Source organism: Micromonospora yasonensis (assembly GCF_026013475.1).
In the GTDB taxonomy this organism is placed as follows: domain Bacteria; phylum Actinomycetota; class Actinomycetes; order Mycobacteriales; family Micromonosporaceae; genus Micromonospora; species Micromonospora yasonensis.
In genome coordinates this window covers 1-22,122 of the sequence record NZ_JAPDPH010000117.1, presented here as the reverse complement: position 1 = coordinate 22,122, position 22,122 = coordinate 1, and the positions used below count along the sequence as shown (strand labels likewise).

Sequence of the window (22,122 nt, the reverse complement as noted above, 5' to 3'; positions counted from 1 at the left end):
GGATGACGTCCGGGCGGCGCTGCACGGCCTGCCCGACGACAAGCCCGCCGACGCCACGGAATGCACCGGCGAGGGCGTGGTGTGGTGCCTGCTCGGGCCAGCGCGTCTGCACTTCACCCTGGCGAACGACGACGTGATCCCCAAGGCGGGCGCCGGCGCGTACCTGGCCGAGATCATTCCCGCGTACGGGCCGTTGGCGGATCGCGCCGTCCGGTGGCGGCGAGGCGAACCGGTGACGTTCACCGTCGCCGACGCACGCGCTGCCGCTGACTCCATCGACGCGGTAGTGGCGGATGCCGTACAGAGGTGGGGCTGACAACCTCCTCCTCGGGCAGTTGCTATCCGGGCTCGTACGCAGCCGTCCATGGAGCCGCTGCGCCAATTCCGCCACCACGAAGGCCCGCGACCGGCTGCTCGCCGCGGGCTACCGCATCAGACGAGACGCTGGAGGCGTACCCTGGGCCGCTCGTTGCGCAGGTGGCCCAGCTTGTGCTGGCGGACCTGCTCGTCCCACACCTCCTGGTCGTAGTCCGGATCCGGCGGGATCCACCGGTGCGAGCCGTCGCTGTAATGGAACTTCTCATCCCCGGCCCGCAGAACGCTCACCGCAGCCAGCCGAGGAAGCGCCGATGCAGCGTGCCGGCCGGCACCCAGATCAGATCCGCGCTGGCACGGACCAGCTGCGCCCCCATGTACAGCGCCAGCGAGACCGGCGCATCCTCGAACTCCGCCCGCAACTCCCGCCGCCGGATCGCACACGGCCACGGCGCGCCGCAGCCGCCGCAGCTCCAGATCGGCAACACCGGCCCGTGCGTGCTCACGCCCGAACCCCCAAAAAGCGCGCGGTGATCGTCCGAGCCTGCCGACTGGTCGCCCACTCCACCTGCCAACACGGGTACGGAGTCAACCGCGACCACCACACCCGGCAACCCACACACATCCCGTCGAGGCCCCGCAGGTGTACGCCAAGGATCTGCTGCTCCTGGCTCACCGCTCATCCCCCGTCGGCCAGTGCCCACGACTGATCGGAACCCGGTGCCGGGTACGGCACGGCAGCTCGGCCCCGCAGCGGCAGATGCGGCGCGAGGTTCGCCAGGACCAGACCGGCCAGTGTCGTCGGGCGAGCGTCAGCGCGGTCGCGATCAGATATTCGTCGTGCGAGGCGCGCCGCCTGCCTGGACTCGACTTGCCAGGGGCACCTGCCACCACTCGACTCACCGGTGGCCCCTCGTCCCGTAACCGGTGCGCTGGCCGAGCGTCATCGGCACGGTCGGCACGATCTGCGTCGGCTCGCGGTGCCACTGCGTGTCCCGCAACCGCTGGGCCTGGTCGAGCAGCCGCCGCTGCGCCTCCGCCTGCTCGCTCGCCTGGTATCGCTGCCCGGTGCCCGGCGGTGGCGGCGGCTCCGGCCGCCGGAACAGCCACCGCACCAACTTGCACAGCTCGGACCAGATCCCCACCGGTTCCGCCTCCACGTCTAGCGTCGGAAGGCGGCGCAATCTCGTCAGGCCCTATCGAGGACCGGGCCCTGACGAAGCCCCGCCGCCGTCAGTGATCTGGACGCTACGAGCGGTCACGGGCGGTGGCGGGGACAGTTTGTACCCGAGGGAGGACTACCCCATCACCCCGATCGCGAGAGCCAACTCCCGCGCGTCCTCCCCGACCGTGCCCGGCCGGTTCGACAACTCCAGCGCGACCGTGCGGGCGAACGGCTGGTGGCGCACCGTATCCACGCTCTCGCGCAGCGCCCGACCCAGCAGGTGGACCGCCGCGACCTCGCCCCGATCCAGCATGTGCGCCCGAGCGGCTTCGATCAGGGCGGCAGCCCGACGGGTGTGCGACGGTAGCGCCCGATAGTCCGCCGTGTCGGCCCGCCGCACGGCCTCACCAGGCCGGCACAGGTCCGTCTCGATGGTCACCGCGTACGCCGCACAGGCGGCCGGCCCGAACATCAGCCACGGGTGGGCATACTTGGGGCCGAGCCGGCTCGCGGCCTCCTCAGCGGCGTCCCACGCGCGCCACGCCTTTCCTGCCCGACCGGCCTTGCTCTGTCCGAGCGCGATGCCGAGCTGCGCCTGCCCCCACCGCGCCAACTGTTCACCACCCGCACCCGGATCAACCAGGCCGGCCGCGTCGACGAGCACCTGCTCAGCTGCGTCGACCTGATTCGCACCTCGATAAACGTGGGCGTAGTACCAGGCGGCCGCAGCGATCGCAGCCGGGTCATCGGCGTTTTGGGCGGCGAGCATCGCCCGGTCGGCGGCGAGCCACACCAACTCCGGATACGGCTGGTGAGCCAGGTACAACTGCGCAAGGTGATAGATGCGCGCCAACTCGACCAGCGCCTGCCGGCGAGCCAGACCATCCAGCCGGCGAGCGCTGCGTTGCGCCTCCGCTAGCAGCCCAGGAAGCACCGCGGCGACGGCCGTACGCTCGACGGTCGACCGGTGCCACAGCGCCCACGCCTGGTCGACCAGGCCGCGTAGCACATCCACCGGCGTCGGCTCGCCGACCGGCACGGTCGTGCGCTGCATAGCAGCGGCAACCGTGTCGACGTCGGGGTGGCCGGCGCGGGTTACCGATGCCACTGGCAGGGACTGGTCGCCGGTCAAGTCCGCCAGGTCGGAAATGTCGAGCACCTCAGCAAGGCGAAGCAGCATCGGCAGGCGGGGCGGGAGAAGGCGGCCGTTCTCCAGGGCCTTCACCCACTCGGCGCTGCGGCCGACGAGCCCACCGAGAACTGGACGCGTTTTACCTGCACGTTCGCGGTGGGCGCGGAGGCGGGCACCGAAGGTCGCTGGGTCGGTCATCGTCGTCTCCCAGGTAGCGGTCTGGGCGGCGGGCCGCCGGCCGCTACTCCGGCGGGCCGCCACAGTCGACGGTACTCGCGCGGCAGCCTCGACGCGCTCCAGCAACAATGAGTTGTGAGAGAAGTGCCGGGCGAGCCGCGCTGACCAGGCATGCGGAGCGACGCACCAGGCTGCACAGAATCCGGCGTACAGGTCGACTCGTCCGTCGCCCACCATGTCAGCCGCCTTCACGTGGCGGCTGACATGCTGTTTCTTCGGGTGTTACCGGTCGTCGTTGGTCATCTTTGGTCGGCGTCTAACGGCCCAGCGACGGCCCAGACGGCCCCGAGACGGCCCAAAGGTGGGCAGCACCGCCGACGGCAGTCCTGAAGCGAATCGGGCCCTGATCGAGGCGCAGGAAGATCTAGCTGCCGTGTGCATCAGCCTGTTCGGCAACGGCCCCTGGAACGGGAGTAGATGACGCTCAAATCACTCGTTCTGGTCGGCACTTGATGCCGATTCAAGCCATTATGCCCAGTATTGACCTTACGATGAGGTCTCTTCATGGAGGTGAAGGACCATGCCGACGTATATCGCGTTGCTGAACTGGACCGATCAGGGGATCCGAGGCTACAAGGACACCGCGAAGCGCGCCGAGGCCTTCGCCGCAGCGACCCAGAATCTCGGGGCGAATCTCCTGAACATTTACTGGACCGTCGGTCCGTACGACCTCGTGGCCGTCGTCGAGGCGCCCGACGACGAGACCGCCAGCGCTGCGCTCCTGCATCTCGACGGGGCGGGCAACGTCCGTACCACGACCCTGCGGGCCTTCGGTCGAGAGGAGATGGATCGCATCATCGCCAAAGCCGCTGGCTAAGCCTTCCACACTGGCAGGATGGCGGCGCCCGGCGAGCCCGGCCCAGCCATCGCTTCTAGGGCGGAGCTGGCATAACGAGTCACAGCCACGCGTCGTTGGTGCGATCGCGCGCTGACGATCGGTTCAGAGTCGGAGGCCTCGCCTCGGTGTTTGCCTGGACCCGGAACCTGCTCCTGGACGGCGACCTCGCAGCCGCCGAGCCGAAGAAACTGCGCTACCGGCTGCTGCACGTCGCCGCCCGGATCACCCGCACCGCCCGGCGGACCAGCCTGGCCATCGCCGCCAACCGGCCCTGGACCGACGCGCTGACCAGCGCATTCAGCAGGCTCGCCGCACTGCCCCAGCCCACCGGCTGACCTCGCGGCTCACGCCCCGACCAGCAACACGGAGGAACCCGGCCCCGCGCCGGCCCTTCGACATGCCCTCAAACCGGTAGCAAACATACAAACCGAATTCATTGAACGGCAGCTATGGGGCAACGCCCAAGTGAAAGACCGAGGCTAGCGCCTCTGATCAGACAAGACGCTGGATGCGTACCCTCGGGCGCTCGTTCCTCAGGTGCCCCAGCTTGTGCTGGCGGACCTGCTCGTCCCAGACCTCCTGGCGTAGTCCGGGTCCGGCGGGATCCACCGGTGCGAGCCGTCGCTGTAATGGAACTTCTCATCCCCGGCCCGCAGAACGCTCACCGCAGCCAGCCGAGGAAGCGCCGATGCAGCGTGCCGGCCGGCACCCAGATCAGATCCGCGCTGGCACGGACCAGCTGCGCCCCCATGTACAGCGCCAGCGAGACCGGCGCATCCTCGAACTCCGCCCGCAACTCCCGCCGCCGGATCGCACACGGCCACGGCGCGCCGCAACCACCGCAGCTCCAGATCGGCAACACCGGCCCGTGGGTGCTCACGCGCGAACCCCCAGGAAGCGTGCGGTGATCGCCCGCGCCTGCCGACTGGTCGCCCACTCCACCTGCCAACACGGGTACGGCGTCAGCCGCGCCCACCACACCCGGCAGCCGACGCATATCCCGTCGAGGCCCCGCAGGTGTACGCCAAGGATCTGCTGCTCCTGCCTCACCGCTCGCCCTCCATCGGCCAGTGCCCACGACCGATCGGAACCCGGTGCCGGCTATGGCAGGGCAAGTCCGCTCCGCAGCGACAGACCCTTCGCCAGCTCCGCCACGACCAGACCGGACGGTGACGTCGGACGAGGGTCAGCGCGACGGCGAACAGGTATTCCTCGTACAGGACGCGTGGTCTACGTGGTGCCGAGCGATCATCACGACTGGCGTTGGTGGTAGAGCGCCACCGCCGGTCCGGCACCGCCCGGTTGATCTCCTCGACCGGTATTCGATCCGCCTCGGCCAGGGCGAGGAGCCGCCGCTTCGCCGCCTCTCGCTCAGCCGCCTGGATCTGCTGGCCCGTGCCCTGCCTGGCAGCGTCGCGCCGACCACCCATCCCCACCTCCGCTGGTAGGGGCGCGACGACCAGCCCGTAAGAAAGCGTGACTCACCGCACCCGGCCGAGGGAGGCGAACGCCTCACCCGAATCGGACACTAGGGCGGATTGGTGATGGCGAAATTACCGCTAGTTATGAGGCCAGGCTGATGCCCAGCCGGCCGGCCAGCAACCGTAGTTCGTTCGGGACGGCGCGCCGCTTCGCCCGCTGCGCCATCGCCACGACGGCGTCCTGAGCAAGCGGGTTCAGCGCGAACGGCACCGGCGCTACCTGCTCCGCCCGCACGAACGCCGCCAGCGCTTCACCATCTCGGCGGCCGGACTCGGCCAACGCACGACCGAGGTCGAGCCAGTACGACATCTGGCGATTCGACGCCGTGAGAACCTGGGGCCGTACCGTCCGGGACAGCTCGATCACCCGGCCGGGCTCACCCGACTCCGCAGCGATGGACATCTCCCACAACCCCACGTTCGTCGGCCCGAACCCGCAGCCGTTGAAGCCGGCACCGTCCGGCGGATCCCCGAGGGTCGCCGCCTCACGGGCCGCCTCAGAGAGATGATCGCGAGCGACATCCTGCCGGCCGCTCACTGTCGAGGTCAGCGCGGCCGCAAGGTGCAGTTGACCGAGCATCTGCCGGACCCGCTCATCGGCGGCAGCAGACTGAAGCTCAGCCAGCGACCGGTCGGCGGCCCTGGCCGCCAGTGGCGCGGACTCGATCGGCAGACTCTGCGCGTACGCGAATCGGGACGCCCCCAGCCATGCCGGCTCCTCGACGTCCTCGGCGGCGGCCACCGCCACCCGCGCGGCGTTGAGCGCCAGGTGCCGGTATCCGAGATGCCGCAGACACGTCGAAGCCTGATACGCCACCTGAGGAAGCACCGTCCCCCCGACCGCGGCGGCTTCCAGCAGGAGGCCAGGCAGCAGCCGGGCCATCGCCGGATAGTTGGAGCGATTGCGGAGCTGATCGCAACGGGCGATGTCGGCGGCCAGCTCATCCCTGGTACGGGTCGACGGTCTACGCTCGCCATCCTCGATCTCGATGAGAGCGGACCAGATCGCCGGCACGCACTCGGCGGCGCGCTCCCGAGCCGGGTCGCCGGGCTCCGTACCCTGGCCGAGCAGGTCGGCCACCGTGACCTGGAGAGCAGCGGCAACGGCCACCAGAGTGGAGCGTCGGTCGATGGTCTTGCGGCCGGACTCGACCTGCGAAATGTACGACTGACTGACGCCCGCGAGCCCGGCGAGGACGGCTTGGCTCATCCCGCCACGACGCATCCTCCAGTACCGGATCCGAGCGCCGATCGTGTCGTTCTTCCGAGCCATATCTTCGCCTGCTTCCCAGGTGGACGACTGGGACTGCGGAGCCAGTCCACGCCCTGGCATGCCGCCACTCGGACGGTACACCGCGCAGCTTTGGCCCGCGTCACGGTCTACGCGAGTACTGCACGCAGGTGCTCCCGGATCTCGTCATGGGCAACGGTGAGCTCAAGCCCGAGATGCTCGGCGCACTCGCGCTCAAGCCGTTCAAACAGGTTGACAGTCGCCCACAAGGCACGGGCGACGTCGATGGCGTCGTAGCTGGCATAAGCGCTGCGGAGATCCAGGAGAGTTCGTCGGTCAGCCCACCGTTCCAGAAACCGCCCTTCATGCCACGTGTCGACCTGCGGATGCGACGCCTGCCTATGCCACGCGAGCAGCCTGACCAGCAACGCCTTGAGGTAGCAGTCGCAGCCCTGCTTGGCAACCCAAACCTCGCCGCGTTGTAGCTTCTTTGCGGTCCACAGCGCGTGATACCAGAAGTCGTGGGTCAGTTGCCCGAACACTGCGGCATCCGGCTGAGCCAGCAGCATCGGTGCACCGCATGGCGGGAGCGTCTGGTGAAGGTTTAGCTTATCGACCAGCACCCGGAACCCTCGGCCGAGCACTTGGGCGATCTCAGGGTGGGTAGCGATCTGCTTCGCCGCGCCTGCCGGCAGCAGCGCGAAGTCGACGTCCTGTCCGGTGTCGAAGAGCACCCGGCGCTCGATGAATCCGCCGACCGCAGTGGATTCGGTAAAGGTCAGCAACGGTCGACCGAAAGTCGCCAGCCAACTGCCGTCGGCCGCGTAGGCCATCGGATCGTCGACCACTAGGACGATGTCGATGTCGGACCACTGATCCGCTGGAACCTCGACGCGGGCGTGAGATCCAACCACCAGCGCGGCATGGATGTCGTGTCGCTGCCGAGCCCACACTGCGACAGCGGCCAGCAACGTCTCGATGTGCTCCACCGCATCAGGGTTCACGATCGCAGCCGGTAGTCACAACCTGCTATCCGTCAGCACCCTTCGCCGACGCTCAGAACCGGCTCTCCCGGGTGTCCAGGGTGGTCCGCTCCAGGCTCTCCAGCAGGTCGAACTGCGGCCCGGTCCTAGGCAGCTCGTACCGGAAGAAGTACCGCGCCGCCTGCCGCTTCCCCGCCAGAAACTCCCCCTCCGCCCCCTCCGGCGAGCCCAGCGCCTCCACGGCGAGCAACTGCTCCAGCCACGTCCACGCGATCACCACATGCCCGACCGCCTCCAGATAGACCGAAGCATTTGCCAGCGCCAGCTCAGGATCCCCGGCCCCCCACAACCGCCGCGTCACGACCGCGATCCGGTCCACTGCGGTCCCGAGCGGGCCGGCCAACTCGGCAGCGAAACCCTCCGCTTTCCAGGCCCGGGTCACCGTGGCCCGGATCGTGTCCAGCAGCAGCTCCAGCCCGGCCCCGCCGCGCATGGTGACCTTCCGTCCGAGCAGATCGAGGGCCTGGATGCCGTGCGTCCCCTCGTGGATGGGGTTGAGCCGGTTGTCCCGCCAGTGCTGTTCGACGTCGTAGTCGCGGGTGTATCCGTACCCGCCGTGCACCTGGATGGCCAGGTCGTTGGCGGCCAGGCACCACTGTGACGGCCAGCTCTTGGCGATCGGGGTGAGCAGGTCCAGCAGCAGGTGGGCGCGGTTCCGGTCGGCCTCGGCGGGGGCGGTCTTCTCCTCGTCGAGCAGCCGTCCGCAGTAGAGGATGAGGGCGAGCGCGCCCTCCACGTAGCTCTTCTGCGCCAGCAGCATCCGGCGTACGTCGGCGTGCGCGATGATCGGCACCTGCGGTGTGGTGGGGTCCTTGTCGGCGGCCGGTCGGCCCTGCGGGCGCTGCCGGGCGTACGCCAGTGACTTGAGGTAGGCGGTGTAGCCGAGGGCGGTCGCGCCGGCGCCGACGCCGATGCGGGCCTCGTTCATCATGTGGAACATCTGGGCGAGCCCCTGGTGCGGCTCCCCCACCAGGTAGCCGACCGCCCCGGGCTGCCCGTACGGCCGGTGCACTCCCTCACCGAAGTTGAGCAGGGTGTTGGTGGTGCCCCGGAAGCCCATCTTGTGGTTGAGGCCGACCAGCACCACGTCGTTGCGCGGGCCGAGCTTGCCGTCGGCGTCGAGGAGCACCTTCGGCACGATGAACAGCGAGATGCCCTTCACCCCGGGCGGTGCGCCGGGGATCCGCGCGAGGACCAGGTGGACGATGTTCTCGGCCAGCTCGTGCTCCCCGCCGGAGATCCACATCTTGGTGCCGGTCAGCCGGTAGGTGCCGTCGTCCTGGGGAGCAGCGCGGGTGGTGATGTCGGCCAGGGAGCTGCCGGCCTGCGGCTCGGACAGGCACATGGTGCCGAAGAACCGGCCCTCGACCATCGGCCGGACCCAGGTGTCGATCTGCTCGGCGCTGCCGTGGGTGAGCAGCAGGTTCGCGTTGCCGAGGGTGAGGAACGGGTACGCGGCGGTGCTCACGTTGGCGGCCTGGAACCAGGCGAAGCAGGCGGCGGCCACGGTGTGCGGCAGTTGCATCCCGCCGACCGACTCATCCATGGTGGCGGCCAGCAGCCCGGTCTGGGCGAACACGTCGAGCGCGGCCTTGACCTGCGGGATGGTGTGCACCCGGCGGCCGTCGAAGGTGGGTTCGGCCGCGTCGGCGGCCTTGTTGTGGGTGGCGAAGTGCTCGGCGGCGACCTGGGCGGAGAGGTCCAGCACCGCGTCGAAGGTGTCCCGGGAGTGCTCGGCGTAGCGGGGTCGCTCGGCCAGCCGGGTGACGTCCAGCCAGTCGTAGAGCAGGAACGCCAGGTCACGGCGGGACAGCAGGGTGGACGACGACACGGTGCTCCTTCCGTGGGCCGTCGTCAGCCGCGGCGCAGCCCCGCGACGGCCTCCCGGAGGTCATCCTGACTGATCGGGGCGGCCGGCGCACCCACCGTGGCCTCCCGCATCGCCTTGGCGAGTTGCACCCGGCGCAGCACCTCGCGCAGGTCGGCGCCGGTGAGCCCGGGGGTGTCCACGGCCAGCGCCACCGGGTCGACGTCGGCGGCGAACATCCGGAAGCCGGGCCGCTCGTGCCGGTCGATCAGCTCGCGGATCATCTTGGTGATGATCTCGGCGCGGCCGGTCTCGTCGGGCGCCGGGATGGCGATCTTGAGGTCGAAGCGGCCGGAGCGGATCAGCGAGGCGTCGACCCGCTGCGGGAAGTTGGTGGTGGCCACCACGATCACGTCCGGGTTCGCCTCGAACAGGGTGTTCATCTCCTGCTTGAAGATGCCGGCGACCGCGTTGACCGCCTGGCTGGCGGCGTCCCCGCCAGCCCCGGCGTAGCTGATGATGGAGTCGAACTCGTCGAAGAGCATCACGGTGGGCCGCCGGTAGGCGCGCGCCTCGCGGAAGATCCGCTTGATGTTGCGCTCGGAGCCGCCGAGGTACTTGTCGAGGATCTCCGGGGTGCGGATCTCCACGAAGTCCGCCCCGATCTCGTTGGCCAGGGCCCGGGCCAGCATGGTCTTGCCGGTGCCCGGCGGCCCGTACAGCAGGATGCCCTGCGGCCGGCGCGCGCCCCAGCGGGCCATCACCTGCGGGTGCCGGAACGAGACCGCGACCTCGCGGAACCGGGCGACCACGTCGGCCAGGCCGCCGACCTGGTCGAGGGTCACCGTCGCGCTGCGGGCCGGCGCCGCGGTGGCCACCCGCCGACCCACGGTGTACGACCGGCCGCGCAGCACCGTCAGCTCCGGGCCGTCGCCGGCCAGCTCGCGTACGGCCTGGAGCACCACGCCGACCATGGCGCGCAGGTGCGCCGGGGTGATCTCGGCGCTCGGCACGGCGGCGCGGACGGTCAGCGCGGCGTCGTCCTGGCTGACCTGCGGGCGCAGCCCCAGCTCCTCGGCCGCCCGCAGCACGTCCTGGCCGGCCCGGTCGCGGGGCGGTTCGGCGAGCGCGGTGCCGGCGGGCCGCAGCCCGAGCCGGCGGCCGGCCTCGGCGGCGAGCAGGCCCACGCCGGCGGCCAGCCCGTCCGGGGTACGCGCGGCGAGTCGCTGGGCGAGCAGCAGCCCGACCGGGCCGGCCAGGCCGAGGGCGAGCAGCCCGACGGTGGAGCCGGGGCCGTCGACCCGCAGGTACGCCTCGAAGCGGTGCACGTCGCCGTCGGCGCGGACCGTGCAGCGGACCTCGCGGACCGGGGCCGGGAAGCCGGTGCTGGCCAGCAGCTCGACCGGCCCGGCCTGGGCGGCGGTGAGCAGCGCGGCGGCGTCGACGACGGTGACCCGGGCGCCGAGCAGCGTCGACGTCTCCTCGTCCGGCCTGACCTCGTACTCCATGCGTCCTCGTCCCTCGCTGCGGCGGCGGTGCCCCGCTGCCGAGTCTGACACCGGGGCACCGCCGCTGCCACCGCATCGGGCCGGCCCTGCGCCGGTCAGCTCGCCTCGGCCAGCAGGCCGTCGACCAGGTCGCGGGGCAGCCCGTGGGTGTCGTGCAGCCAGTGGTAGTCGCGCTCGGTCAGCGGCCCGCGCGCCCGTACCCGGTCGACCAGCGGGCGGCCCCGGCGCAGCAGCCCCCGGAAGCGCCGCTCCTCGTCGGCGAGCACCGCGCGCAGTTGCGGGACGTCGGGCTCCTGCCGGAACCGCCGCCCGGCGTCGCGGAACGGGTCGTCGGGCAGCTCGGACAGGCTGCGCGCCGGGTCGTCCCGCCACAGCACGGTGAGCGCCCGCCGGACCAGCCGGCGCAGCACGTACCCTCGGCCGGTGTTGCCGGGGCGTACCCCGTCGTCGAGGACGACCACCGCGGAGCGCAAGTGGTCGACGATGATGCGCAGCTCCTCCTCGCCGAGGGTCCAGCGGTCGCGGACCGTGTCGACCCACGGGCGCAGACCCGCGCCCTGGTAGACGTCCCGGCCGCCGGTCAGCACCATTTCCAGGCGTTCCAGGCCCATCCCGGTGTCGATGCTGGACAGCGGCAGCGGGGTGAGCCGGCCGTCGTCGTGCCGGTGGTGGCGCATCTGGACGTGGTTCCAGACCTCCATCCACCGGTCGTCGGTGCCGGGCGTGCCGGTGGGCGGCCCGTCCCCGGTCCACACGAAGATCTCCGAGTCGGGCCCGCACGGGCCGGTGGGGCCGTTGGACCACCAGTTGTCCGCGCCGTTGGCCTCCACCGGTACGCCCAGCTCGGTCCAGGTCCGCCACGCGGTCTCGTCCGGGCCGACCTGCTCGTCGCCGCCGAAGACGGTGGCGTGCAGCCGGCCGGGGTCGATGCCGAAGCCCCCGGTGAGCAGCTCGTGGCCCCAGCGGAGGCTGGTCGCGATGTGGTAGTTGCCCAGCGACCACGAGCCGAGCATGTCGAAGACGGTCAGGTGGGTGCGGTCGCCCACCTCGTCCAGGTCGGTGGTGCGCAGGCAGCGCTGCACGTTCGCCAGCCGGCGCCCGCCGGGGTGCGGGCGGCCCAGCAGGTACGGGGTGAGCGGGTGCATGCCGGAGGTGGTGAACAGCACCGGGTCGCCGGGCGGCGGGACCAGGGAACTCTCCGGCGCGTCCCGGTGATCGAGCCGGTGGTAGTGGTCGAGGAAGGTACGGACGATCTCGTCGGGTGTCACGGTATGGGCCTTTCCGGGTCGGGTGCGATCGGAAGGGTCCGCCGAGCGGGCGGTGGCGTGACACGACGACGCCGGCGGACCGTTTCCGGTCGCCGGCGAGGTGGGAGTCGGTCAGGCGGCGGCAACCGGCGAGCGGGAAGCTCGCGCGGCCGCGACGGTGTGGCGCCTGATCTGCATGACCCGACGGTAGCCCGGGTCCGGGGGCGCCGCCCAGTGCTTTTCCGCACCGGGCGGCGCCGGGACCGGTCAGAAGGTCAGCCGGACCACCTGCGGCTCGTGGTCGGAGACCTGGGTCGGGAACTCGCTGTTGACGTGCACCACGTCGTAGACGTACGGCTGGGTGGCCAGCCACGCCGACAGCAGGATGTGGTCGAGGACCTGCGAGTTGCCCTCGTACACGTAGGTGTAGCGCTCGGCCACCGGCAGCGTCCGGGGCAGGTCGACCAGCTCACCGGAGCCGACCAGCAGGTCCGCCGTCTGGCTGAAGTCGTAGTCGTTGATGTCGCCGAGGACGACGATCGCCGCGTTCGGGTCGACGGCCCGGATCGAGTCGACGAACGAGTTGACGATGGTGGCCTGCTGGTGGCGCTGGGTCTCCGACGACGCGGTCGGCGGCTGGTAGCGGCCCATCAGCGGCTGGTCGCCGCCCTTGGAGTTGAAGTGGTTGGCGATCACGAACAGCGGCCGGTTGTTCCAGCGGAACTCGCCCGCGAGCGGCTTGCGGCTGGCGTTGAACGCCGTGTCGGCCGGCTGCACCCGCCCCGGCGAGTACGACAGCTGCGGCACACCGCCGGCGTTGGTCACCGTGGTCGCGGCGGTGGCGGTGCCGCCCGGCCGGTCGGTGAACGTCAGCCCCCGGTCGGTACGGAACAGGAAGACGTTGCGGATGTTGCCGCCCGGCTCGCCGCCGTCCGCGTCGTTGGTCGGGTTGATCTGCCGGTACGCGTACGCCGGCCCGCCCTTGGCGCTGATCGCCGCGATGAGCTTGCTCATGGTCTGGTCGCAGGCCACCACGCCGTTGTCGGTGGCCCCGTTGTTGTCCTGGACCTCCTCCAGCGCGACCAGGTCGGGCGAGCGGAGGTTGGTGACGATCTGGGCGGCCAGGGCGTCGAACTTGCTCTGCAGGTCGGTCGGGTCGAGGTTCTCCACGTTGAACGTGGCCACCGCGAGCTGGCCGGTGCCGGCGGCGGTGGTGGTCTCGGCGGTCAGCCCGCCGGGAACGACGGCCGGGAACGACGAGGGCTGCAGGAAGTAGTTGCCGAAGTCGTAGCTGAGCACCCCGGTCAGGGCCGCGCCGAAGGTGTCCCCGACGGTGACGGTGGGGGCGGTGGCGAGGGTGTCGCCGACCATCACCCGCTCCGGGTTGAAGTCGCCGGCCTGGGTGACGATGCCGCCCCGGGTGCTGCGTACGCCGGAGCCGGCCGGCACGACCGGGAACTCACCGTACTTGTTGGTCGGGCCGACCACGGCGGCGCCGGCGATCTGCACCCGCATGCCCTCCAGGGACTCCCAGAAGTCAAGGCCGTCGGTGGCCGGGTCGAAGACGCCGGAGGTCTCCACGTTGCCGGTGGCGTCGTCCTCGATCACCGCCCCCGGCGGGACTCGGCCGCCGGTGCCGACCACGGTCGCGGCGGGCAGCGCCTTGCCGGTGCCGAGGGTGCTCTTGCTGGCGTACGCCATGGTGGTGACGGTCAGGTTGTTGGCCGCGTTGCCGGGGCGTACCTCGCTGACGCTGCCGGTCACCGACACGTCGTCGCCGACGTTGACGGTCGGCGCGCCGGAGGTGGAGACGTAGAGACCCTCGGAGGTGGCGTCGGAGGTGTCCGGGCAGGGGTCCTGGATCCAGAAGCCGGCGGTGGACTTCGCGGTCACGATGCCCCGGGTGGTACGGGTGCCGGTGAGCGCGGCGAGGTGGCCGAGGCCCTGGATGTCGCGGATCCGGGTGCCGGTCGGGCAGGTGTCGCCACCGCCACCCCCGCCGCCACCGGCGGAGTTGGCCGGGGTGGGCGGGCCGGCGGCGAAGTCGGTGGCGTTGTTGTCGCTGTCGACCGCCGGGTTGGTCCGGGCCACCGAGGACGTGTTGGAGCCGCCCGGGGCACGGGTGCCCTCGGCGTCGCTGGCCGAGGAACCGTAGCCGACGAAGTCCCGGTTGCCGGCCGCGAAGGCGCAACCGGTGGAGCAGGTCAGCTTGGTGGTGGTGGTCCGCAGCGCGATCTTGCCGGTGGTGGCGGAGAGGTTGGTGGTGCCGGTCGCGTCGGCGGTGGGCAGGGCGGCCCCGGTGGCGCCGCCGGAGGCGAGCTTGACCAGGTAGTAGCCGCCGGACGGGATGGACCCGGAGAGCGCGGTGACCGACCAGGTGCTGCCGGCGGCGGAGGCGTACTGGACGCTCCAACCGGTGAGGCTGACGGCGGCGGTGGAGCGGTTGTAGAGCTCGACGAAGTCGTTCTGGTAGGTGGCGCCGCTGTTGCCGCCGCCACCGTAGATCTCGCTGACCAGGACGTCGGGGGACGCCGCCGCGGCCGGTGCGGCGAGGAGTGTCGCCGCGAGGACGCCGACCGCGAGACCGGCCGGCAGATTTCGACGCATGGTGCCTCCAGGCGGGACGCCCGGGCGCTGGGGGTGTTCGCCCGGACGGGACGGACGGGCCGGGACGGATCCCGGACCGCATAGGGATGCGTCTATCATTACCGACGCAGTCGATCTTGCGGAAGTCCGGATCCGCACAACGGCGCGTGAACAGCGGGTGGCCGCATCGATGTATTGACATATGAAGGCAACTCACCGGTAACATTCCGGCACCCTCGAACGGCGCGTCACCCCGGAAGGACCCACCCCCGTGAAATCGCTGATGTCGCGCTGGCTGCTCGCCCTCACGGTCGCCGCGGCGGCCCTGGTCGGGCTGCCCTCCCCCGCCCACGCGGCCGTCTGGACGCCGTCCAGCGACCCGATCCTGTTCGTGCACGGCTGGAACAGCAGCGCCTCCACCTGGAACACGATGGTCAGCCGCTTCCAGGCCGACGGCTGGCCGTCGAGCTACCTGCGGGCCTTCTCGTACAACACCAGCCAGTCCAACGCGACCACCGCCCAGCAGGTCAGCCAGGAGGTCGACAACCTGCTCGCGACGACCGGCGCGACGAAGGTCGACATCATCACCCACTCGATGGGCGGGCTCTCCTCGCGCTACTACCTGAAGAACCTGGCCAGCACCGGCAAGGTGGACCGCTGGGTCTCCCTCGGCGGCCCGAACCACGGCACCAGCTCGGCGAACACCTGCACCAGCACCGCCTGCGTGGAGATGCGGATCGGCTCGACCTTCCTCGCCACCCTCAACACGGGCGACGAGACGCCGGGCGCCTTCGTCTACGGCACCTGGCGCTCCCCCTGCGACGGCGTGATCAACCCGGTGGACAGCACGATCCTCTCCGGCGCCACCAACACCCGGACGGCCTGCGTCTTCCACACCAACCTGCAGAACGACGCGACCATCTACGGCCAGGTGCGCAACTTCATCAACCCCTGACAGCTGCGCGGCTGCTCGCGATCTTGGACAGTTTCCGCCTCCTGAGCGGGAACTGTCCAAGATCCGGAGTCAGTGAGTATCAGGCCGTGGTGGTGGAGACCAGGGGCGCGGGCGCGATGGTCTCCTGCACCTCGCTCCGCCGGTTCGGCAGCGACAGCCGGATCACCTTCCACCAGGCGGAGGCGACCTGCTTCGGCAGCGGGCCGGTGGTGTACTTCAGCCCGTACCGGTCAAACAGCGCGCGGACCTGCGGGGCGATCTCGCGGTAGCGGCTGCTCGGCAGGTCGGGGAAGAGGTGGTGCTCGATCTGGTGCGACAGGTTGCCGGCCATGATGTGCAGCAGCCGGCTGCCGCTGATGTTGGCCGAGCCGAGCATCTGGCGCAGGTACCACTCGCCCTTGGTCTCGCCCTCGATGGAGGTCTTCTCGAAGGTCTCCACCCCGCTCGGGAAGTGCCCGCACATGATCACCGAGTGGCTCCACACGTTGCGGATCAGGTTCGCGGTGAAGGTGGCTGCCAGGGTGGTGAGGAAGGACGGGCCGGACAGCAGCGGGTGCAGCACGTAGTCCTTGAGCACCTGGCGGCGGATCTTGCGGCCGACCGCCTTCGCGCGGGCCCGGAACGCCGGGTCCTTGTGCCGGCCGTCCTTCAGGTGGTCCCCCAGCTCCAGGTCGTACGCGGCGATGCCGTACTCGAAGAAGCAGGCGTTGATGAGGTTCCACAGCGGCTGGCCCAGGTGCATCGGGCGCCACGGCTGGTCCTCGTCGACCCGCATGATCCCGTACCCGAGGTCGTTGTCCTTGCCGACCACGTTGGTGAACCGGTGGTGCAGCTCGTTGTGCGACTGCTTCCACTGCTCGGCCGGGGAGACGTGGTCCCAGTCCCAGGTGGTGGAGTGAATCTTCGGGTCGCGCATCCAGTCCCACTGCCCGTGCAGGACGTTGTGGCCGATCTCCATGTTGTCCAGGATCTTGGCGACCGCGAGGCCGGCCGTGCCGACGATCCAGGCCGGCGGGAACAGCGAGAAGAGCAGCACCGCCCGGCTGCTGATCTCCAGCGTCCGCTGGGTCTTGATGACCTTGCGGATGTAGCGGGCGTCCCGCTCACCCCGGTCGGCCAGCACCCGGTCCCGAATCGCGTCCAGCTCCTTGCCGATGATCTCGATGTCCTCGGCGCTGAGGTGGGCAATCGGGTTGTCGGCCTTCTTCTGGATCACGGTCACGTCGGTGGCTCCCGTCAGAGTTCGATGTCGCAGGTACCGGCGGCCGCCGACACGCAGGTCTGGATGAGCACCCCGTCCCCCGGGACGGCGGTGGTGAGATCCCCGTTTCGCAGGTCCCGTACCGCGCCCTGGCGCAGCGGGACCACGCAGCCGAAGCAGATACCCATCCGGCAGCCGGACGGCATGAGCACCCCGGCGGCCTCGCCGGCGTCGAGGAGCGGGGTGGCCCCGTCGGCCTCGACGGTCACCCCGGCCCGGGCGAAGGTCACGGTGCCGCCCTCGCCCGGGGAGATCACGGTCGGCCGGAACCGCTCGGTGTGCAGCCGGTCCGGCACACCCCGCGACGTCCAGTGCTCCTCCACCGCGTCGAGCAGGCCGACCGGCCCGCACGCCCAGGTCTCCCGGTCGGTGTGGTCGGGCACCAGGTCGTCCAGCTCGTGCACGCCGAGCAGCCCGTCGGTGTCGGTGTGCCGCTCGACCAGCCGCAGCGCGCCCGCCGCGGCGAGTTCGCGCAGCTCAGCGCCGAAGATGACGTCGTCCCGGGTGGGTGCGGAGTGCACCAGCACCACGTCGGCGCGGTCGGCCAGGCCGGCGCGGAGCATCCCCATGACCGGGGTGATGCCGCTGCCGGCGGTGAGGAAGAGGACCCGCTCGGGGGTCGCCGCGGGGAGCGTGAAGTCGCCCTGCGCCTGGTCGAGCTGGACGATCGTGCCGGGCCGGATCCGGCGGACGAGGTGGTTGCTGACCTTGCCGTCCGGGATCGCCTTGACCGTCACGCTGATCCGGCCGTCCGCGCGGCCCGGCACCGAGGTGACCGAGTACGCCCGCCACTGCCGGACCCCGTCCACGTCCACGCCGAGGCGCACGTACTGCCCGGGCAGGTGCCCGTTCCAGCCGCGCCCGGGCTGGATCACCACGGTCGCCGCGTCCCGGGTCTCCGGCTGCACCGCGACGATCCGGCCACGCAGCGCGACGCCGGAGCGCAGCGGCGCGATCAGGTCCAGGTAGTCCTGGGGCAGCAACGGGGTGGTGACCATGCCGGCCAGCCGCAGGAGCCGGTTCCGGAAGGTGACCTGCTGCGGGCGGCCCGGGGCAGTTGTGGTCATATGACCAGGGTGGCCGCGTGATCGCATAACATCTTGACCGGCAAAGGTGAATCAGCCGCTGGTTTTTGTTCGGGGAGAACAACGGATGTCGGACGAGTTCGGGACGAATCACCGCACCGCACGTCTCGAACTCGACGGGCAGGTGGCGGCCCTGCTGCGCGACCGGCTGCCCCTGGTGGCCGAGCGGACGGTCAGCGCGATCATCGCCGAGGTGCCCGACTACTCCGGTGCCCTCACCGGCACCATGCGGGAGAAGATCGAGAAAGCGGTACGCATCGCGCTGGGCACGTTCCTGCAGCTCATCGAGGGGACGCAGTCCGCCGACCCGAGCACCCCGCTGGCTCCCGCCCTGGAGGCCGCGTACGCGCTGGGCAGCGGGGAGGCCCGCTCCGGGCGCAGCATGGACGCGTTGCTGGCCGCGTACCGGGTGGGGGCCCGGGTGGCGTGGCGGGAGGTGTCCACCACCACGGTGCGTAGCGGGCTGGCCGCCGAAACGGTCGCCGAGTTCGCCGAGCTGATGTTCGCGTACATCGACGAGCTGTCCGCGGCCAGCGTGGCCGGGCACGCCGACGAGTTGGCCAGCGCCGACCGGGTACGCCAGCGCTACCTGGAACGCCTCACCCAGCAACTGCTCGCCGGGGAGCCGGAGGAGATCCTGCGCCGCAGCGCCGAACGGGCGGACTGGCCGCTGCCGCAGACGCTCACCGTCGTCCTGCTCCCCCGGCGGAACCTGCGCGCGGTGCTCGCCCTGCTCGGCGCGCACACCCTGGAGAGCGGCGAGGACCTACCCGGCATGGACCCGGCCGAGGAACGGGCCGTCCTGCTGGTGCCCGACATGCACGGCGGACGGCGCCGGCAGCTCGCCCGGCTGCTGCACGGGCACCGGGCGGTGCTCGGGCCGGCCCGGCCGTGGCACCGGGTCGCCGCGTCGTACCAGCGGGCCACCCGGGCCCTCGCGCTCGGCCTCGGCACGCCGGACGCCGCGCCGGTCGACACCGAGGAGCACCTCGCCGAACTGCTGCTCAGCCTGGACCCGGAAGGGCTGGCCGACCTGCGCGCCCAGGCGCTGCGCCCGCTGGCCGCGCTGCCCCCGGCCACCGCCCACCGCCTCGCCGAGACGCTGCGCTCCTGGCTGCTGCACCAGGGCCGCCGCGAGGACGTGGCCGCGGACCTGTTCGTGCACCCGCAGACCGTCCGCTACCGGATGGGCAAGCTGCGCGACCTGTACGGCGACCGGCTGCACGACCCGGCCACCGTCCTGGCGCTCACCCTCGCCCTCGCCCTCCCACCCACCCCGCCGGCGGCGGTGTAAGGAGGGGCCCCCTGTTAACGGAAAACGAGGTAAAGGGGCCCCCTCCTAACACTCAGCCGAACGCCGCCGCCCGCGGCTGGGGCCCAGCGGCCCCGGCGCCCCGGGTCCTCCGGCCCTGTCTCGCACCGCGCCGGCCGGGCAGGATCGACGGGGGAGCAGCAACGGAGGAGGTGCCACCATGACCCAGCCATCGGCCCGGCCGGAGCAGACCGCCACGGTACGGGTGCTGGAGGCGGCGGCCCGCCAGTCGCTGCACGCCCCGTCCGTGTTCAACACCCAGCCCTGGCGCTGGCGGGTCACCCCCGATGTGCTCGAACTGCGGGCGGACCCGGACCGGCGGCTCGCCACCACCGACCCGGACGGGCGGCTGCTCACCCTGAGCTGCGGCACCGCCCTGCACCACGCCCGGGTGTCGCTGGCCGCCGCCGGCTGGGCCGTCACCATCGCCCGGTTCCCCGACCCGGCCGACCCGGCGCTGCTGGCCCGGCTGCGGACCACCGGCCCGGCCGACCTGGACGTCGCCGCCGGCCGGCTGGTGGACGCCATCCCCCGCCGCCGCACCGACCGGCGCGCGTACGGGGACCGGCCGGTGCCGGACCCGCTGCTGTCCCGGCTGCGCGCCGCCGTCGAGGCGGAGGACACGTCCCTGCACGTGGTCCGGCTCGACCAGATGCCGATGCTGGCCGTCGCCACCGCCCGCGCCGCCGACGCCGAGCTGGCCGACCCCGCGTACCGGGAAGAGCTGCGCCGGTGGACCGACCGGCCGGAGAGCAGCGGCGACGGCGTGCCCACCGCCACCGCCGTGCGGCCCACGCCCCGCCGGGTGCCGCTGCGCGACTACGCGCCGGGCGGCGCGGCCGGGCTCAGCGCCGGCGCCGACTTCGACCGGGGCGCCGCGTACGTGATCCTCTTCGGCGAGCGAGACGACCCGGCGGCCTGGCTTCGTGCCGGCGAGGCGCTGTCGGCGCTGCTGCTCACCGCGACCGCCGAGGGGCTGGCCACCGCGCCGCTCAGCGACGCCATCGAGCTGGCCTGGCCGCGCCGGATGATGCGCGACCTGCTCGCCGGGCTGGGTGAGCCCTACCTGGTGGTCCGGGCGGGCTGGGGGCCGGCCGACGAGCTGCCGGCCGCTCCCCGGCGGACGCCGGCCGACGTGATCGAGATCGACGACTGACAGCCGTCCCCGACGGGGTGACCCTCGCCGTTCCGGCGCTCGGCGCGTACCCGGTCCGTCTACCGTCCGATCGGAGGCAGGCGACGTGGGGAGGGCGGCGTGGACAAGTACCCCGCCATCGAGGACCACGGGCTCATCGGTGACCTCCAGACGGCCGCCCTGGTGACCTGTGACGGCACCGTCGACTGGTTCTGCGCGCCGCGCTTCGACTCGCCGAGCATCTTCGCGGCCCTGCTCGACCGGAACCGGGGCGGCTACTTCCGGATCGCCCCCGACGGCGTCCGGTACGTCACCAAACAGCTCTACCAGCCCGACACGCCGATCCTGATCACCCGGTTCATCAGCGCCGACGGGGTCGCGGAGATCATCGACTACATGCCGATCGCCGGTGAGCGGCCCACCGAGCAGCACCGCCTGGTGCGGATGGTCCGCATGATCCGGGGCACCATGCACTTCAAGCTGGAGTGCCGCCCCCGGTTCAACTACGGCCGGGACCGCCACGACCTGGAAGTGCACCCCGAGGGGTACGTCTTCCGCAGCCCGTCGCTGAGCCTGACGCTCAATCCGGTCCGCCCGGTCCCGCGGCTGCTCCGCGAACGCGACGTCGGCAACGACGGCCACGACCTCGTCGGCCGGGTCACGCTGCAGGAGGGCGAGACCGGCGGCGTCGTCCTGGAGACCGCCTCCGTCCGGCCGCCCCGCATCATCGCCGCCGAGGAGGTCGCGGCGATCTTCGAGCACACCATCGACTACTGGCGCCACTGGCTCGAACGCTCCCGGTACGGCGGGCGCTGGCGGGAGATGGTGGAACGCTCCGCCATCACCCTCAAGCTCATGACGTACGCCCCGACCGGCGCCATGATCGCCGCCCCGACCGCCGCGCTGCCGGAGCAGATCGGCGGCACCCGCAACTGGGACTACCGCTACACCTGGATCCGGGACACGTCGTTCTCGGTGCACGCCCTGCTCGGACTCGGCTTCACCGACGAGGCCAGCCGGTACGTGGAGTGGCTCGACGAACGCGTCCGCGAGGCCGGCGACAACGCCGCACCCCTGAAGATCATGTACCGGGTGGACGGCTCGTCCGACCTGCACGAGGAGATCATCGACCACTTCGAGGGCTACCGCGGCTCCGGGCCGGTCCGGATCGGCAACGGCGCGGCCGAGCAGTTGCAGCTCGACATCCACGGCGAGGCCCTGTACGCGATGCACCTCGCCGACGAGCAGGGCATCCAGCCGTCGCACCAGGTCTGGCGCAGCACCGTCAAACTCGTCGACTGGCTCTGCCGCAACTGGGACCAGCCCGACGCGGGCATCTGGGAGAGCCGCCACCATCCCCGCAACTACACGTACGGGCGGCTGATGTCCTGGGTCGCCCTCGACCGGGCGATCCGCCTCGCCCGTCGCCACGGCCGGCCCGCGGACGTCGACCGCTGGGTCCAGCAGCGCGACACGATCTACAACCAGATCATGGAACGCGGCTACCACCTGGGCCGCCGCTCCTTCGTGCAGAGCTACGGTGAGCCGGTCCTCGACGCGGCGCTGCTCATCATGCCGGCGGTCGGCTTCGTCACCCCCAGCGATCCGCTGTGGCGGTCGACCCTGGAGGCCATCGAGGAGGATCTGGTCTCCGACAGCCTGGTCCACCGGTACGACCCGGCCACCGCGCCGGACGGGCTGCCCGGCGACGAGGGCACCTTCAACATGTGCACCTTCTGGTACGTGGCCGCCCTCGCCGGCGCCGGCCGGCTCGACGACGCCCA

20 protein-coding genes and 1 pseudogene are annotated in these 22,122 nt (G+C 71.3%); 7 read left to right on the top strand and 14 right to left on the bottom strand.

Annotation, left to right across the window (positions count from 1 at the left end):
* Nucleotides 1-316: hypothetical protein (locus ONA70_RS22160; protein WP_265008392.1), on the top strand; the 316-nt coding region annotated here is incomplete at its 5' end.
* A 116-nt stretch (nucleotides 317-432) separates the two neighbouring features.
* On the opposite strand, the gene ONA70_RS22155 is transcribed toward ONA70_RS22160, so the two are convergent.
* The 4 genes from ONA70_RS22155 to ONA70_RS22140 form a co-directional block, all read right to left on the bottom strand.
* Nucleotides 433-606, bottom strand: coding sequence for a hypothetical protein (locus ONA70_RS22155; protein ID WP_265008391.1), 174 nt, complete (start codon nucleotides 604-606; stop codon nucleotides 433-435).
* The gene (locus ONA70_RS22150; protein WP_265008387.1) at nucleotides 603-821 is read right to left on the bottom strand and encodes a hypothetical protein; all 219 of its coding nucleotides are present in this window, start codon (nucleotides 819-821) and stop codon (nucleotides 603-605) included. The genes ONA70_RS22155 and ONA70_RS22150 overlap by 4 nt, the downstream gene beginning before the upstream one ends.
* 393 nt (nucleotides 822-1,214) lie before the next feature.
* Nucleotides 1,215-1,460 (bottom strand): hypothetical protein, encoded by a 246-nt coding sequence (locus tag ONA70_RS22145; protein WP_265008390.1) that lies wholly within the window; start codon nucleotides 1,458-1,460, stop codon nucleotides 1,215-1,217.
* A 153-nt stretch (nucleotides 1,461-1,613) separates the two neighbouring features.
* A complete protein-coding gene (locus tag ONA70_RS22140; RefSeq protein ID WP_265008389.1) occupies nucleotides 1,614-2,810 on the bottom strand; it encodes a helix-turn-helix domain-containing protein in 1,197 nt (398 codons plus the stop codon).
* Nucleotides 2,811-3,369: 559 nt separating this feature from the next.
* On the opposite strand from ONA70_RS22140, the gene ONA70_RS22135 reads away from it, so the two are divergent.
* Both ONA70_RS22135 and ONA70_RS22130 read left to right on the top strand, forming a co-directional pair.
* On the top strand, nucleotides 3,370-3,666 hold the full coding sequence (locus ONA70_RS22135) for a GYD domain-containing protein (RefSeq protein ID WP_265008388.1): 297 nt from the start codon (nucleotides 3,370-3,372) through the stop codon (nucleotides 3,664-3,666).
* 149 nt (nucleotides 3,667-3,815) lie between these two features.
* Nucleotides 3,816-4,022 (top strand): annotated as a pseudogene (locus tag ONA70_RS22130) (transposase); the annotation flags it as partial.
* Nucleotides 4,023-4,348: 326 nt separating this feature from the next.
* Here ONA70_RS22130 and ONA70_RS22125 read toward each other — a convergent pair.
* The 8 genes from ONA70_RS22125 to ONA70_RS22090 all read right to left on the bottom strand — a co-directional run bounded on the left by ONA70_RS22125 (nucleotide 4,349) and on the right by ONA70_RS22090 (nucleotide 14,611).
* Nucleotides 4,349-4,567 carry a hypothetical protein gene (locus ONA70_RS22125; RefSeq protein WP_265008387.1) on the bottom strand — a complete coding sequence of 73 codons (219 nt, stop codon included), beginning with the start codon at nucleotides 4,565-4,567 and terminating at the stop codon, nucleotides 4,349-4,351.
* Nucleotides 4,564-4,737 (bottom strand): hypothetical protein, encoded by a 174-nt coding sequence (locus ONA70_RS22120; protein WP_265008386.1) that lies wholly within the window; start codon nucleotides 4,735-4,737, stop codon nucleotides 4,564-4,566. The genes ONA70_RS22125 and ONA70_RS22120 overlap by 4 nt, the downstream gene beginning before the upstream one ends.
* 513 nt (nucleotides 4,738-5,250) lie before the next feature.
* The gene (locus ONA70_RS22115; protein ID WP_265008385.1) at nucleotides 5,251-6,441 is read right to left on the bottom strand and encodes a helix-turn-helix domain-containing protein; all 1,191 of its coding nucleotides are present in this window, start codon (nucleotides 6,439-6,441) and stop codon (nucleotides 5,251-5,253) included.
* Between the two features lie 107 nt (nucleotides 6,442-6,548).
* Nucleotides 6,549-7,388 carry an aminoglycoside 6-adenylyltransferase gene (locus ONA70_RS22110; protein WP_265008384.1) on the bottom strand — a complete coding sequence of 280 codons (840 nt, stop codon included), beginning with the start codon at nucleotides 7,386-7,388 and terminating at the stop codon, nucleotides 6,549-6,551.
* Between the two features lie 67 nt (nucleotides 7,389-7,455).
* Nucleotides 7,456-9,273, bottom strand: coding sequence for an acyl-CoA dehydrogenase (locus ONA70_RS22105; RefSeq protein WP_265008383.1), 1,818 nt, complete (start codon nucleotides 9,271-9,273; stop codon nucleotides 7,456-7,458).
* 23 nt (nucleotides 9,274-9,296) lie between these two features.
* The gene (locus tag ONA70_RS22100; RefSeq protein ID WP_265008382.1) at nucleotides 9,297-10,757 is read right to left on the bottom strand and encodes an ATP-binding protein; all 1,461 of its coding nucleotides are present in this window, start codon (nucleotides 10,755-10,757) and stop codon (nucleotides 9,297-9,299) included.
* Nucleotides 10,758-10,852: 95 nt separating this feature from the next.
* Complete coding sequence (locus tag ONA70_RS22095; protein ID WP_265008381.1) at nucleotides 10,853-12,025, bottom strand: alanine--tRNA ligase-related protein; 1,173 nt, start codon at nucleotides 12,023-12,025, stop codon at nucleotides 10,853-10,855.
* 246 nt (nucleotides 12,026-12,271) lie between these two features.
* Nucleotides 12,272-14,611, bottom strand: coding sequence for a lamin tail domain-containing protein (locus tag ONA70_RS22090; protein ID WP_265008380.1), 2,340 nt, complete (start codon nucleotides 14,609-14,611; stop codon nucleotides 12,272-12,274).
* A gap of 250 nt (nucleotides 14,612-14,861) precedes the next feature.
* On the opposite strand from ONA70_RS22090, the gene ONA70_RS22085 reads away from it, so the two are divergent.
* Complete coding sequence (locus ONA70_RS22085; RefSeq protein WP_265008379.1) at nucleotides 14,862-15,545, top strand: esterase/lipase family protein; 684 nt, start codon at nucleotides 14,862-14,864, stop codon at nucleotides 15,543-15,545.
* Nucleotides 15,546-15,624: 79 nt separating this feature from the next.
* Here ONA70_RS22085 and ONA70_RS22080 read toward each other — a convergent pair whose 3' ends face one another.
* Together ONA70_RS22080 and ONA70_RS22075 are read right to left on the bottom strand one after the other, a co-directional pair.
* Nucleotides 15,625-16,767 (bottom strand): fatty acid desaturase family protein, encoded by a 1,143-nt coding sequence (locus ONA70_RS22080; protein WP_265008378.1) that lies wholly within the window; start codon nucleotides 16,765-16,767, stop codon nucleotides 15,625-15,627.
* Between the two features lie 14 nt (nucleotides 16,768-16,781).
* The gene (locus ONA70_RS22075; RefSeq protein WP_265008377.1) at nucleotides 16,782-17,873 is read right to left on the bottom strand and encodes a ferredoxin reductase; all 1,092 of its coding nucleotides are present in this window, start codon (nucleotides 17,871-17,873) and stop codon (nucleotides 16,782-16,784) included.
* Nucleotides 17,874-17,958: 85 nt separating this feature from the next.
* Between ONA70_RS22075 and ONA70_RS22070 the strand changes: the two genes are divergently transcribed.
* The 3 genes from ONA70_RS22070 to ONA70_RS22060 form a co-directional block, all read left to right on the top strand.
* Nucleotides 17,959-19,185 carry a PucR family transcriptional regulator gene (locus ONA70_RS22070; protein WP_265008376.1) on the top strand — a complete coding sequence of 409 codons (1,227 nt, stop codon included), beginning with the start codon at nucleotides 17,959-17,961 and terminating at the stop codon, nucleotides 19,183-19,185.
* Nucleotides 19,186-19,363: 178 nt separating this feature from the next.
* A complete protein-coding gene (locus ONA70_RS22065; protein WP_265008375.1) occupies nucleotides 19,364-20,359 on the top strand; it encodes an Acg family FMN-binding oxidoreductase in 996 nt (331 codons plus the stop codon).
* A gap of 99 nt (nucleotides 20,360-20,458) precedes the next feature.
* Nucleotides 20,459-22,122 (top strand): glycoside hydrolase family 15 protein (locus ONA70_RS22060; protein ID WP_265008374.1); only part of this gene is annotated, 1,664 nt, incomplete at its 3' end.